Here is a 12,536-nt window from a genome sequence, read left to right on the forward strand (position 1 = left end):
GCCGCTACGCGGGGGATAGGGCAGGGTGGCGCCTGCAAGGACCTAACTCAGCGCCCGCGCCACCGCGACGAAGTCGTCGACGCTCAGCGTCTCGGCACGCCGGGTCGGGTCGATCCCGACCTTGGCCAACGCCTCCAGGCCGCCCGGCAAGCCCTTCAGGCTCTGGCGCAGCATCTTGCGGCGCTGGCCGAAGGCGGCGGCGGTCAGCCGTTCCAGCATGGCGAAGCGCACGCCTTCGGGCTGGACGGCGGGAATGATGTGGACCACCGCCGACATGACCTTGGGCGGCGGTACGAACGCGGATCGGTGCACGGGCAGGGCGATCCTGGGCGTCGCGCGCCATTGGGCGAGCACCGCCAGCCGGCCATAATGGTCGCTGTCGGGCGTCGCGACGATCCGCTCGGCGACTTCCTTCTGGAACATCAAGGTCAGCGATTGCCAGAAGGGCGGCCAGCTCTCGCCGCTCAGCCAGCGTACCAGCAGGGCGGTGCCGACATTATAGGGCAGGTTGGCGACGATATGCGCGCCGCCGCCGACCGTGGCGGCCTCGTCGATCGCCATCGCGTCGCCCTGGATCACGTCGAGCTTGCCCGGTGCCGCCGCGCTCAGCTCCGCCAGCGCGGGCAGGCAGCGTCGGTCGCGCTCGACCGCAGTCACGTGCGCACCCGCGCCGATCAGCGCCCGGGTCAGGCCGCCGGGGCCGGGGCCGACCTCATAGACGTTGGCGCCTTCCAGTGATCCGGGCACGCGGGCGATGCGATCCAGCAACTGGCTGTCCAACAGGAAATTCTGCCCGAGCGATTTCTCCGCGGTCAGGCCGTGCCGTGCGATCACTTCCCGCAGCGGCGGAAGATCGAGCTTCATCGCCCGTGCGCCGTCATTGCGCGCGGACGCGGTTCTCCGCGCACTGGCTGGCCAAGCGGATGGCGGCAATCATGGCGCCCGGATCGGCAACGCCCTGGCCGGCAATGTTGAAGGCCGTGCCGTGGTCGGGCGAGGTCCGCACGATCGGGAGGCCAAGCGTGATGTTCACGCCCTCATCGAAATGCAGCGTCTTCAGCGGGATCAGGGCCTGGTCATGATAGAGGCAGAGCGCTGCGTCATATTGTGCCCTGGCGCGGGGATGGAACATCGTATCCGCGGCGAGCGGACCGACAATGTCGATCCCTTCGTCCCGCAGCCGCTCGAGCGCTGGGATGACGATATCGATCTCCTCGCGGCCCAGCGCGCCGGCCTCGCCCGCATGCGGGTTGAGCCCGGCCATGGCCAGGCGCGGGTGCGCGATGCCGAAATCGCGGGCCAGTCCACGCTCGGTGGTGCGGCTGCGCGACACGATCAGGTCGGCGGAAAGCGTCTCCGGAACGTCCTTCAGCGGCACGTGGGTCGTGATCGGCACCGTCCGCAACGACGGACCGGCGAGCATCATCACGACATTTTCGCGCGCCACGCCGCACCGCTCCGCCACGAATTCGGTCTGCCCCGGATGGACGAAGCCGATATTGTAGAGCTGAGCCTTGGAGACTGGGCCGGTGACCAGCGCGGACGCGGCGCCGGATCGCGTAAGCCCCACCGCGAGCTCGAGCGAGTCGAGCGAGCAGCGCGCACCCGCCACGTTGGGCGCCCCGGGAATGATCTCGCCTGCATCCTCCAGCTGGATGAGCGGCAAGGCGCTGCCAAAGGCCTCCCACGCTTCGAACGGATCGGAAATCCGCGCGATCGGGCCCGGCCAGACGGCTTCGATCGATCGTATGTCGCCGACGACGAAGAAGGGCAGGAGCCCTTCTGCCGCGCGCCGTTCCCATGCCTTCGCCGCGATTTCGGGGCCGACGCCGGCGGGATCTCCCAGCGCCAGCGCCAGCGGCGGCAGCCGGTCAGCGATATTCGATAACGGCATCGCGTCGGATGTCGCGCAGGTAGCGGCGGGCCCGCAGATTGACGCGCTCATCGGTCATCTGGGAGGAGACTTCGTCGGCCGAAGGCACGGTCTTGTCGGCCGGATCGTCGCGGCCGCACAGTACCAGCGAGTGGATGCCGCCCTCGGAACCGCCGAAGGGCGGGGTGGCCTCACCGATGCGCAGATCCACCAGGATGGGCTGGAGCTGCGGCGGCAGGTCACGGATCTTGATCTGGTCGCTGTCGACGACATCCGCCTTCCACTTGGCGGCGAATGCCGAGACCTGGCCGCAGCCCTTCAGCGTCTTCAGATCCTCTGTGAAAGCCGTCAGCTTGGGCTGAGCGGTTTCCTTGTCCGTGTTGGGCGGGAAGGTGATGGTCACCTGCTTCAGGGTGACGAGCGCATCGCGCGGATCGGTCGTCAGTACCTGGCGCTTGTCGACCAAAGCGAGGATCGAATAACCGCCCCCGACCGGCAACGGCCCGGCCAGCTGGCCCGGGCCCATTTCCCGCAAGGGCGCGGCCAGCGCGTCGGGCAATTGCTCCGCCCGGACCCAACCGAGATCGCCACCGACGGCGGCCGTGGACGCTTCCGAATATTGCCGGGCATAAGCCGGGAAGGATGCGCCCTGGCGCAGCTGCTCCACGATCCGCTGCGCATTGGCGAGCACCTGCTGGTCGGTGGCCGGGGTCGCCGACAGGAAGATCTCGCTGACATGATATTCAGGCGCGCCCTTGGACGCCTGCATGCGGGCGATCACCTGATTCACCTCTTCGTCGCTGACGCTGACGAACGGCTCGACCTCACGGCTGAGCAGTCGACGCCATGCCATCTCGCCTTGGATCTGCCGCTTCAGCGATGCCGGGCTGGAGCCCATCGCGCGGATCATCTCGTTGAACTGGGCTGGCGTACGCTTGAACTGCGCGCCGGCGCGAGCGTAGGATTGATCCACCTCGGCCGGATCGATCGTGATCTTGTTGGCGGCCGCCTCCTGGATCTGCAGCGTCTCGTCGATCAGGTTGGACAGCACCTGCACGCGCAGCCGCGCCTTTTCCTCATCGCTGATCCGGCCGCCGCTGGAGGCGAGCACGAGCGCGAGCCGCTGATCGACGTCCGTATCCGTTATAACGGAACCGTTGACGATCGCAGTGGCCTTGCGCACCGACGGATCGCGCGGTGCCAGAACCTTGACGTCATTGCCCAGGCCCAATGGATTGGACGGGGCCGTCGCCTCATCTTCGGTCTGTGCCGCGATCATGGCTGGCACACCTGCCAGCATCACCCCGGCGAGCAGGATGACCGCGCGCCTCATCGTCCGTACCTTCACGCCTGCTCCGTCGCTTGTCCCAGAAGGGCTCGAAAATGCCCCAATATGGCTGAACCCACGCTTAGCGGCCTATGTTCTTCAAGGCCAGCCGCAAGCTGAAGGTGCTGCCGCGCCGCGCGTCGCCGGTAGGATCATAGTCCTTACGCCAGGTCACGCCCAGCGACATACACTCATTCTCATAGAGGAGACCAAGGCGATGGCGCACCGGTTCGTAGCCGTCGGCGTTGGCGGTGGGATCGTCTCGCTTGTTGGTCAGGTCGACGACGGTCGATCCGAACAACGACCAGTAACGCGCCAGCTTAAGCCGCGCCGCGAGGCGGATTTCGGACCGGTCGCGCAAATCCTCGATCGAGCGATCGATGTTGCGATTGAGCTTGAGATAGCCGACCTGAACATAGGTGGTGCTGCCGCCAATGGTGGCGTCGACCTCGTTGCGGCGTACCTGAAGGTTATGCTTGTCGAGCCGGAAACGTTCGGTCAGCTCCAGAAAACTTCCATAGCGGATGCTCACGCGCCCGACATAATCGGAAAAACGATCCGACAGGCCGGTGCCGGGGGGAAGCAGCGCCGGTTCGTTGCTGAGCCGATAGCTTTGGCCGATGATCGCGCGCATGTCGAACTTGGGACGGTTGTAATTCCATTCGCCGCCATAGGTGATGCGGCTGGTGTCTTCCCACCGATCATAACCGGACAGGCGGTTGAGCGCGAAGAGGTTGGAATCCTCCAGATCGACCGCGCGCGAATCCTCATCGGGGATGGACAGGTTCTTGACGTGCGGTTCTGCCACCACCTGGATCCGCGGGACGATCTGCTGGGTACCGCCAAACAGGGTGCCGACGAACGGCCAGCGCATGTCCGCTGCAAGCGCGCCGATGGCACGGCCGTGCCACCCGTCCGTGCCGCGGTAAAGCGGCGTCGCCGTCGCCGCGCTATCATCCGTGTGGTAAACGTCCGTCCGGCCGTAAGCGGTGAACGTGACCTCCTGACCCAGGGAAGTCAGCGTGCGCAGATCCCACCGCAGTCCGGCAAAAGCGCGCTGCGTATCCTGGCCGCCGGTACGGGTCAGCGCCAGGCTGTTAAGCTGCGCCGTGAACACGCCGCCGAGCAGGGGATCGGTGAACCGCCGGCGATAATCGATCTGCGGCAGAGCGATCGGCTGCTGCCCCTGGGAAAAGCCGGGGCGCAAGTCCTGCACGAACCAGCCTGCGATCGACAGATAGGAATCGCTGTCGATCCGTTCCGCCTTCAGCGTGGAACGCAGGCGATCATCGTTCGAGATATCGTAGCGCTTCATGAAGGTCCGGTCGCTCGCCAGACGGATCGCGCCGTGCACGGTCCAGTACGGCCCGAACTGCCAGGTTCCGTTTGCGTCAAGATAGCCGCGCGGACCCTCATTCTTGTCGTCGTCGGTCGATGCGGTTGCGCTGGCCGGGAGCCGCGAACCGTAGGTGCCCATCGCGCTGATCTGATAGGCCCCGTTCGAGGTGAGCGCGCGATAGCGCCCCTCGATCGCGGGCAATACCTTCGTATAAATGTGCGGCGTGATCGTCAGATCACGATTGGGCGCCAGCTGGAAATAATAAGGCAGGTCCAGTTCGAACCCGTTGCGCTTGCTCAACTGCACATCGGGCAACAGCACGCCCGAGCCGCCCCGCCCGGTGTCCGAGCCGTCGGGATGGGAGAAAGCGGGCAGGGCCAAGACTGTGACGCCGAACAGGGTGAAGCGGGCATCGTGGTAGAAGATGCGGTGCTTCCCCTCGTCCACGATGACGCGCACCGCCGTAATCTGCCAGGACGGACGCTTGGGGCAGCCATCCTTACCCTCGACTGTGCAGGGCGTGTAGGCGGCATGGTCCAGCACCGTCCGCTCGCCCTTGCGCTCGCCATGACGGGCAGCAAGGCGCCCGCCATTGGTCAGAACGAGCAGCATATTCTCGGCAACGCCGTTCTTCATGTCGTCGGTCAGCTTGACGTCGTCGCCGTAAGCGGTGTCGCCATCGCTGTTCACGACCGCGACATTGCCGATCGCGCGCATCTCCCCCGTCTGACGGTTCCACGTGACCTTGTCGGCCCGGAGGCGCGATCCGTTGCGGAACATGCGCACATCGCCGGTTGCGGTAACGATATCGGCGTTGTCGTCGTAATCGAGCTGTGCTGCCGAGAACGTGACCTGATCCTCCGGCGCGTTCGTTGCCGCCGCCGTTGGTGCTGGCGGGGCAACCGGGCGCGTCGTCAGATCCTGCGCATGTGCCGTCGACGCAAGCGCCGCCGCGACCGCCATGATCGAAACGCGCGTTGCGCCCGTCTGCCCCCAAATTGTCCGCCCTGCCATGGACTGCGGCCCTATCGCAGCGCTTGATCCTCGGCAATCGCCCACCTCACGCTTTGTCGCCTTTGACAGTACCATAGAGCGGCCTAATAGACGGGCATCCAGCTCGAAAGGCGCATTCCTTGCTTAGTATCTCGTTCCGGGCGGACCGCCCGTCCGACGCCAAAACATTGGCTTTGCCGGTTGCCAAAGACCAGGCCGTGGAGACCTACGCTCCCGCCGAAATCGTTGACGTCGCCCGCGCGGCGACGGCCCGTTTCAGCGGCGAACCGGGGGCGATCGTGGAGCTCCACGCGGCCGTCGACGGCGCGGTACGGCATATCCTGCTGGTGGGCATCGGCGCGGACCATGCTGCCGCCAAGGCGGGCAGCGCATTGGTGACGCGGCTGCTGACGTCCGGCGAAACCAAGCTGGTTGTCGACCTGTCCGGTATCGATGCCGCGCAACGCGCGGGATTTGCAGCCTCGTTGGCGCAAGCGGCACAGCTGCGCAGCTGGCGTTTCGACGCCTATCGCACCAAGCTTCCCGCCAAGCAGAAGCCGACGCTAGAGGCCGTTGAGATCGTCGTCGGTGACGGCGTGGATGCCGCTGAGGCCGCTTGGCTGCCGCTGAAAGCCGTGGCCGAGGGGGCTGCGTTCACGCGGTCGCTCGTCGCGGAGCCAGCGAACATCCTCTACCCCGAAAGCTTTGTCGAGCGCTGCCAGGAACTGGCAAGCCTGGGCGTCGAGATCGAGGTGCTGGACGAAGCCGCCATGCGCGAACTCGGCATGGGCGCCTTGCTGGGCGTCTCCCAGGGGTCTGAACGCGAAGCGCGGCTGCTGTGCATGAAGTGGGACGGCACCGGCGGCACGGCCGACCCGGTGGCCTTTGTCGGCAAGGGCGTGACCTTCGATACCGGCGGCATCAGCCTGAAGCCTGGGCCCGGCATGGAAGACATGAAGTGGGACATGGGTGGCGCAGGCGCCGTCGCCGGCACGATGAAGGCGTTGGCCGCGCGCAAGGCCAAGGCCCATGTCATCGCCGTGTGCGGGCTGGTCGAGAATATGCCCGATGGCAAGGCGCAGCGGCCTGGCGATGTCGTCACGTCCGGCTCTGGGCAGACGATCGAGATCCTCAACACCGATGCCGAAGGGCGCCTGGTGCTGTGCGACGCGATCTGGTGGGTGCAGCAGAAATATCATCCCAAGACGATCATCGATCTGGCGACGCTCACCGGCGCCATGATCATCAGCCTTGGTCATGAGCATGGCGGCATCTTCTCGAACGATGACGGGCTGGCGGAGCAGATCGTCGCCGCCGGCAAGAAGGTCGACGAGAAATTGTGGCGGATGCCGATGGGCGAAGTTTACGACAAGCTGATCGACAGCCCGATCGCGGATATGAAGAATATCGGCCCGCGCGAAGGCGGATCGATCACCGCCGCCCAGTTCATCGCGCGCTTCGTCGACGAAGGTGTGAAATGGGCCCATCTCGACATTGCCGGCATGGTCTGGGCGTCAAAGCCCGGCACGATGTTCGACAAGGGCGCGACCGGCTATGGCGTGCGCCTGCTCGACCAGTGGGTGAAAGACGTGCTGGAGAGATAAGCAGGCAAACGGCATCGGAGTTGCCCCGATGCCGCCCCTGCCGGCAAAGGCCTTACCGCCTCTTCAGTGGCTGGAAGCGGCGCCCATCGAAACGATAGCGCCGCGTCGTGGACGGCCCGCGTTCGTCAAGCATCCCCTGCACGATGAGGATCGGACTGTTCCGGTCGAATTGCAGTGGGTTGGTCACCGCCAGCGGCCAGCCGGATATGGTTGCAGGAAACCAACTCACCCGGCCTGATTGCCGATCAATGGCAGCGATCCGGATGCAGCCGGCGCCGCATCCAATCTGCGCGAGCACATGGTCGCCCGAAAAATTGGCGGGGGCCAACGCAGCCTCACGAAGCGCGGAACGATAGCGTCGGCTGAGTGGATCGGTAAGCTTCAACGCAACTGGGTTGGCGTGACGAGGCTGGGCGTGTGCCTCCGGCTTGATTGTCGACAGACATGGACCGGCATGAGACGTCACGACGATCACGATCGATAGCACGGCCCAACGCATCAATACCATAGATGCTTCTCCCAGAAGCGCCGCGCTGCCGCGGCGGTATGAAAACGACCCACGACATAGCGTATCCCGCCTTGGCATTCCTCGACAGCATTGCCGAAGGATTCCTTGCCGCGCGGCAGCAGATGATAATTCACTTTAGTGAGCTGAAACAGGCCGCGCGCGCTGGATCCCTGCTGGTTGCGGATCCCGATATTGCCTTCGGACTCCTGCGCCAGGATCCACAACATGTCATCGAACCAGTCAGCTGGCATTTTTTCCAGTGCCATGGCTTTCTTCAACGCAAGTTGGATCGGCTGAGGCACTTTGGCCGGATCTTTGAACTTGTGCTTTGGCTTCGGAGCCTTTGCTTCATGCTGAACAGGTGGAAGACTCACGGTGTTCATCCCTGATCGTTGTAGTTCACGTCAACGCGGCAACCGTTTTCAATTTCCGGGTCGCGCTCCAGGACTGCCAGAGTGTCGAGTTCGGCGCGATCGTCTACGGGAGAGCGACCGTTAACAAATGCGTCTGCTCGATCAGTGAATGGGGGCGCATCGCCCCGCATAACGAGAAGCTGGCCGCTGCGAGTACAGTCGCCCGGCTAGATCAACCGCTGGCTGCGCTCTTCATTCGTGCCAGCAGCACGCCGCCCAGCGCGAGTGCGAAGCCGGCGAGCTGGATCGGCACGAGGCGCTCGCCAAAGAGAAGCCAGGCTTCGATCGCGGCGAGCGGCGGTACGAGCAATAGCAGGGCGCTGACACGCGTCGCGCCTTGGTGGCGCGTCATCCAAACGAGTAGCGACAAGGCCCCGACCGAGAGGCCGATGACGGACCAGCCGAGAGCGAGCCATAAGGCTAGGGCGTCGTCCCAGCGGTGATCGCCCAGCGCCAGCATGGCGATCGCTGCCACCACGGCCCCGCCTAGGTTCTGGACTGCGCCAGACACCCGCATCGGATCGCCGGTGATCGATCCGCGCTGGATCATCGTGCCTGCCGCCATGGCCACGATGGCGGCGACAGCCATCACGGCAACAAAGAGGGGCACCGACGCATGCCCGCCTCGCATCAACAGAGGCTGAAGAACGAGGGCCACGCCGCCTAGCCCGAGCACAAGCCCGGCCCAGGCACGCACGCCCAGCCGCTCTCCCAGCGCACCGAAGGAAGCAACCGCCACCACCAGCGGCTGCAGTGCACCCAGCAGGGCCATGATACCGGCGGGCATACCGCGTGCGATCGCCCACCAGCTTGTGCACAGATAGATGCCGTTCAGAAGCACGCCAGCCAGCAGGTGCAGGCCGAGCCGCCGCCCGCGCGGCAGTCGCTCGCGCGCCAACGCTGCCAAACTACCGAGCAGCACCGCCGAAAGCAGCATACGCGCCAGGAGAACGAGTTCCGGCGCGGCATGCGGCGCGGCCGCGCGCGCGACGATGAAGCCGGACGACCAAATCAGCACGAACAGGATAGGCGCTGCGGCAAGCACGTGGCGGCCTTTGGAGGCCACGATCGCCCGTGTCGAGCCGCTAAACCCGCCGAAGCGGCCTATCCATCCGCACTGGAAGCAAGGGATCAGCTTGTTCGGATCGGCGGATCACGATGGCTATATCGCTCCCAATCGGTCCGGTCGGTGTCTTCAGTAGCCCCGCGATGCTGGTCGCATGGGGCAGCGTGGCAATGGTTGCGAGCTTCGTATCGAAGGCCTGGACGGAGTAGATGCCGACCCTGAGCCCCGGCACGGTCAGTGTTGCCGGCGCGGGGGAGCCAGGCACCATCATCCCATCGCGAGAGAGCTGGTCGGTGCGGACCAGCCAGATGAGTGCTTGGCTCTCGTCGCCGCACCCGATCAACGCCAATCCCGGATCGTCGCAGCGGAGATCTTCGGACAGATTGCGGCGGTTGAAGGTCGTCCAGTCGATCAATGGCAGGAATTGCGATAGGACGTACTGGGATTGGCGCATTCCCGACGTCAGTATGTGGGGATGACGGTTTGGCCAGCGCATGCCGCCGCCAGCGCCCCCGCTGGCGAGATGCGCCCATTGGATGTGTCGGAAATATTCGTCATCGAACGGTTCTGCCAGCGTCCGCTTCTTGTCCTTGAAGCTGTGGATCGGGCCATGCTCGGAATCAAATACCGGACGGGTGGGGCCGGTCGCCTCCACCGCGTTGCGCATCAACCGTCCTACCGCCAGTGCGGGTGTCACCGTGTTCCGTGGTGCGTCGATCGTGCCATGTTCGTAGAGGTGCGTGTTGGCAAAATCGAGCGCGGGATGTCGAAAGATCGTTTCAACCAGACTTGGATGATTGATCAGCTCCGGACCGAAGATGGAGACGGTCTGCAGATTGGCATAACCGCGTCGGTCCAGCTCCCGCGCACGAAGCCAATGCGCGATGTCGTCAATGAAAGGCGTGATCAGGCTGGCATCGTCCTCTGCGTGCGCCGGATGGATCTCGTTCCATATATCCCAGGCAAATAAGGCCGGACTGCCGCCCCAGCGATCGCTTGCGAAAGCCAGCCTCTGCTTGATCGCGGCGCGCATCTGCGGGCAGGTCAGCCAGGTTCGACGGCTGGAGCATGGACCGCCATTGGCCCGATTATAGGGGTGGTGACGCCAACGGATCCACATGAAGAACGTGTCATAGGGCGTCAGCAGGACGCGCAGGCCCACCTTCTCCAGCAGAGAGAACAGATCGTCCCACAGCTGCACCATGTTCTTCGCGAAGCGGCCCGCCGGCGCCTCCAGATACCGGTGCTCGCCATGGCAATATTCCAGCATCAGCCGGATACAGGTTACGCCCTTTTCGCGCAGCCGGATCAGGTGTTGCTCCACGGCCGCGACGTCGCCGCGCCGAAAGAGCGGCGCCAGCTCCGGCCATGTAACTGCATCATTATGGCCTATCGGCGTCCATGCCGCGCCACCTTCCTCAAGGAAGTAGGGCAGGCCGGGTGATGTCATGATGCGGCGCATTGCGGGAGCCGTTGCGGAGACAGAAGGCACGCTTGGCTCCTAGCCGTAGCCAACTCGCTTTGGCCAGCCATGTCGCTCCAATCATTGTATTTTTATGGCACTGATAATGAAGCGAAGAAAGCTCAAGCCGATGATCAGAATGGCTCAGCAACGACAGGAGCGCCGATTTCGCGCAATACTGGAATCTTCGCGCGACGCCGCTTAACGCCAGCGTTCGCATGTTCGTGTGATGTTGCCAGCCGAACGCCGCGCGGGTAGAGGCCCGGCCATTCTCCACAACCCCTAAAATATGGAGCAATGGCACCGCCATGGCGACGACACGCACCTTCTCGATCATCAAGCCCGACGCGACGCGCCGCAACCTGACCGGCGCCGTCACCAAGATGCTGGAGGAGGCCGGCCTGCGCGTCGTTGCGTCCAAGCGCATCCAGATGACCAAGGAGCAGGCCGAAGGCTTTTACGCGGTTCACCGCGAGCGCCCCTTCTTCAACGATCTCGTCAGCTTCATGATCTCCGGCCCGGTGGTCGTGCAGGTGCTCGAAGGCGAGGACGCCGTGAAGCGGAACCGCGACATCATGGGCGCCACCAACCCGGCCAATGCGGATGCCGGCACGATCCGTAAGGAACTCGCCGAGTCGATCGAGGCTAACAGCGTCCATGGTTCGGACAGCGATGAGAATGCCGCGATCGAGATCGCCTATTTCTTCAAGCCGGAAGAAATCGTCGGCTGATTAAGTCCCGCGGGCGGCAAAGGCTGGGTTTCAGGTTCAAGGTGACCTGGATCCCGGCTTGCGCCGGCCGCGGGCGCACTCTTCTGCTGGACTGCCTATCAACCTGGGACAATAGGTCCTGGCGACGCGCGCTTCTTTTCCTGCCAGGGCAACCTATATAGCCCTCAGGAACTCCCGCATGCCTCAGCCCGACGACGCCCAATTTACAGATGCCACCGGGCATCGCTGGCCCAGCCTGCCACCGATCAGCACCGGCCCGCGCGGGCGCTGCCCGCGCTGCGGCCGTGGCCACATCTTCGACGGTTTTCTGAAGATCCGGGATCGATGCGAGGTATGTGGCCTGGATTATTCCTTCGCCGACCCGGCCGACGGGCCAGCCGTGTTCGTGCAGCTGTTCGCGTGCGTGCCAGGCGTCATCTTCATCCTGCTACTGGCGCTCGCCTGGGATCCCCCCTTATGGGTCTACCTCGTCGTCGGCCTGCCGGTGGTGATAGCGTCTACCGTTGGGCCATTGCGACCGATCAAAGGCTGGCTGATCGCAAGCCAATTCTATTTCAAGGCTGAAGAAGGGCGACTAGCGAAGCCCAACTAGTCGTTCATGATGATCAGGGCCGGCGCGCCCGGTGGAACCTGAACGGCACGTCCGTCGACTGGCCCTTCTCGCTGATCCTGACCCACATCGTCATCGCGTCGGGCGCGGTCCGCTCAATCGTCATGCCATTGAAGAACCAATGGTCTTTCTCGATGGCGACCAAGGGAAACATGACAGCCTTGCCCGTCTTGTCCTCCCACCCGGTCATGTCCGGGTTGAAGTGGCGCACACGATAGGCCAGTGATCGGCCGACCGGCACATAATCAACCAGCTCCGTAAAGGCGACGCCGCCTTTGCCATCCGCCATCGCGAAATGACCGGTGATGCGGCCACCGAGCGGTGCCGACTAGGTTTCGGTGACCTCGGCTCCCATGCCGGAGCCGACCCAGCTTCCCGCAAGCCACGCAAGCTGATCGACGGATGCCGGGGGCGGTGCGGCGCCCGCCAGCGAACGTGTATGTTGCGCCCCTGCGCCTGAGGAAAGTAAGAGAAGTAAAGCAATCGTGGCGCGCATCGAGGCTGGCTCCGATAAGAAGAGGCGCAGCCTAATAGTTTGCGGCGGTCGGTCTAGTCCCTGCGCACGCCGGTTTCATCCGCCTGTGCGTGGCGGGCCAACGTCAGTAAGCCG

Annotated in this window: 12 protein-coding genes and 1 pseudogene; 3 read left to right on the forward strand and 10 right to left on the reverse strand. The window is 64.4% G+C overall.

The window, feature by feature from the left end; all coding sequences use genetic code 11:
* Positions 1-42 precede the first annotated feature (42 nt).
* From rsmA to ACOJSI_RS16985, 4 genes are all read right to left on the reverse strand, one after another.
* On the reverse strand, positions 43-864 hold the full coding sequence (gene rsmA, locus ACOJSI_RS16970; protein ID WP_420139491.1) for a 16S rRNA (adenine(1518)-N(6)/adenine(1519)-N(6))-dimethyltransferase RsmA: 822 nt from the start codon (positions 862-864) through the stop codon (positions 43-45).
* Positions 865-877: 13 nt separating this feature from the next.
* Positions 878-1,894, reverse strand: coding sequence for a 4-hydroxythreonine-4-phosphate dehydrogenase PdxA (gene pdxA / locus ACOJSI_RS16975; RefSeq protein ID WP_420139492.1), 1,017 nt, complete (start codon positions 1,892-1,894; stop codon positions 878-880).
* Entirely contained in the window at positions 1,872-3,206 is a 1,335-nt protein-coding gene (locus ACOJSI_RS16980; RefSeq protein ID WP_420139493.1) for a peptidylprolyl isomerase, read from the reverse strand. Before ACOJSI_RS16980 ends, pdxA begins: the two co-directional genes overlap by 23 nt.
* Before the next feature lie 76 nt (positions 3,207-3,282).
* Positions 3,283-5,553 carry an LPS-assembly protein LptD gene (locus ACOJSI_RS16985; protein WP_420139494.1) on the reverse strand — a complete coding sequence of 757 codons (2,271 nt, stop codon included), beginning with the start codon at positions 5,551-5,553 and terminating at the stop codon, positions 3,283-3,285.
* Between the two features lie 119 nt (positions 5,554-5,672).
* Here ACOJSI_RS16985 and ACOJSI_RS16990 point away from each other — a divergent pair, with 119 nt between their 5' ends.
* The gene (locus ACOJSI_RS16990) at positions 5,673-7,136 is read left to right on the forward strand and encodes a leucyl aminopeptidase (protein WP_420139495.1); all 1,464 of its coding nucleotides are present in this window, start codon (positions 5,673-5,675) and stop codon (positions 7,134-7,136) included.
* A 52-nt stretch (positions 7,137-7,188) separates the two neighbouring features.
* Here ACOJSI_RS16990 and ACOJSI_RS16995 read toward each other — a convergent pair whose 3' ends face one another.
* The 5 genes from ACOJSI_RS16995 to ACOJSI_RS17015 all read right to left on the reverse strand — a co-directional run bounded on the left by ACOJSI_RS16995 (position 7,189) and on the right by ACOJSI_RS17015 (position 10,922).
* Positions 7,189-7,644, reverse strand: coding sequence for a hypothetical protein (locus ACOJSI_RS16995; RefSeq protein ID WP_420139496.1), 456 nt, complete (start codon positions 7,642-7,644; stop codon positions 7,189-7,191).
* Positions 7,635-8,027, reverse strand: a complete 393-nt coding sequence (locus tag ACOJSI_RS17000; RefSeq protein ID WP_420139497.1) for a hypothetical protein — start codon at positions 8,025-8,027, stop codon at positions 7,635-7,637. Before ACOJSI_RS17000 ends, ACOJSI_RS16995 begins: the two co-directional genes overlap by 10 nt.
* A gap of 202 nt (positions 8,028-8,229) precedes the next feature.
* Positions 8,230-9,102, reverse strand: coding sequence for a DMT family transporter (locus ACOJSI_RS17005; RefSeq protein ID WP_420139498.1), 873 nt, complete (start codon positions 9,100-9,102; stop codon positions 8,230-8,232).
* Positions 9,103-9,142: 40 nt separating this feature from the next.
* Positions 9,143-10,573, reverse strand: coding sequence for a hypothetical protein (locus ACOJSI_RS17010; protein WP_420139499.1), 1,431 nt, complete (start codon positions 10,571-10,573; stop codon positions 9,143-9,145).
* The gene (locus ACOJSI_RS17015) at positions 10,542-10,922 is read right to left on the reverse strand and encodes a hypothetical protein (RefSeq protein ID WP_420139500.1); all 381 of its coding nucleotides are present in this window, start codon (positions 10,920-10,922) and stop codon (positions 10,542-10,544) included. Before ACOJSI_RS17015 ends, ACOJSI_RS17010 begins: the two co-directional genes overlap by 32 nt.
* Here ACOJSI_RS17015 and ndk point away from each other — a divergent pair.
* Positions 10,894-11,316 (forward strand): nucleoside-diphosphate kinase, encoded by a 423-nt coding sequence (gene ndk / locus ACOJSI_RS17020; protein ID WP_420139501.1) that lies wholly within the window; start codon positions 10,894-10,896, stop codon positions 11,314-11,316. The genes ACOJSI_RS17015 and ndk overlap by 29 nt on opposite strands.
* 178 nt (positions 11,317-11,494) lie before the next feature.
* Entirely contained in the window at positions 11,495-11,908 is a 414-nt protein-coding gene (locus ACOJSI_RS17025; protein ID WP_420139502.1) for a DUF983 domain-containing protein, read from the forward strand.
* A gap of 13 nt (positions 11,909-11,921) precedes the next feature.
* Here ACOJSI_RS17025 and ACOJSI_RS17030 read toward each other — a convergent pair.
* Positions 11,922-12,242 (reverse strand): annotated as a pseudogene (locus ACOJSI_RS17030) (DUF6265 family protein); the annotation flags it as partial.
* Positions 12,243-12,536 lie beyond the last annotated feature (294 nt).

The sequence above is a fragment of the Sphingomonas sp. genome (genome assembly GCF_048595155.1).
Classification (GTDB): Bacteria; Pseudomonadota; Alphaproteobacteria; order Sphingomonadales; family Sphingomonadaceae; genus Sphingomonas_I.

What these genes read in the sequence shown, in the direction of transcription:
- rsmA (WP_420139491.1), bottom strand. Translation starts at nt 864, where the DNA reads ATGAAGCTCGATCTTCCGCCGCTGCGGGAAGTGATCGCACGGCACGGC.
- pdxA (WP_420139492.1), bottom strand. Translation starts at nt 1,894, where the DNA reads ATGCCGTTATCGAATATCGCTGACCGGCTGCCGCCGCTGGCGCTGGCG.
- ACOJSI_RS16980 (WP_420139493.1), bottom strand. Translation starts at nt 3,206, where the DNA reads ATGAGGCGCGCGGTCATCCTGCTCGCCGGGGTGATGCTGGCAGGTGTG.
- ACOJSI_RS16985 (WP_420139494.1), bottom strand. Translation starts at nt 5,553, where the DNA reads ATGGCAGGGCGGACAATTTGGGGGCAGACGGGCGCAACGCGCGTTTCG.
- ACOJSI_RS16995 (WP_420139496.1), bottom strand. Translation starts at nt 7,644, where the DNA reads ATGGTATTGATGCGTTGGGCCGTGCTATCGATCGTGATCGTCGTGACG.
- ACOJSI_RS17000 (WP_420139497.1), bottom strand. Translation starts at nt 8,027, where the DNA reads ATGAACACCGTGAGTCTTCCACCTGTTCAGCATGAAGCAAAGGCTCCG.
- ACOJSI_RS17010 (WP_420139499.1), bottom strand. Translation starts at nt 10,573, where the DNA reads ATGACATCACCCGGCCTGCCCTACTTCCTTGAGGAAGGTGGCGCGGCA.
- ndk (WP_420139501.1), top strand. Translation starts at nt 10,894, where the DNA reads ATGGCGACGACACGCACCTTCTCGATCATCAAGCCCGACGCGACGCGC.
- ACOJSI_RS17015 (WP_420139500.1), bottom strand. Translation starts at nt 10,922, where the DNA reads ATGATCGAGAAGGTGCGTGTCGTCGCCATGGCGGTGCCATTGCTCCAT.
- ACOJSI_RS17025 (WP_420139502.1), top strand. Translation starts at nt 11,495, where the DNA reads ATGCCTCAGCCCGACGACGCCCAATTTACAGATGCCACCGGGCATCGC.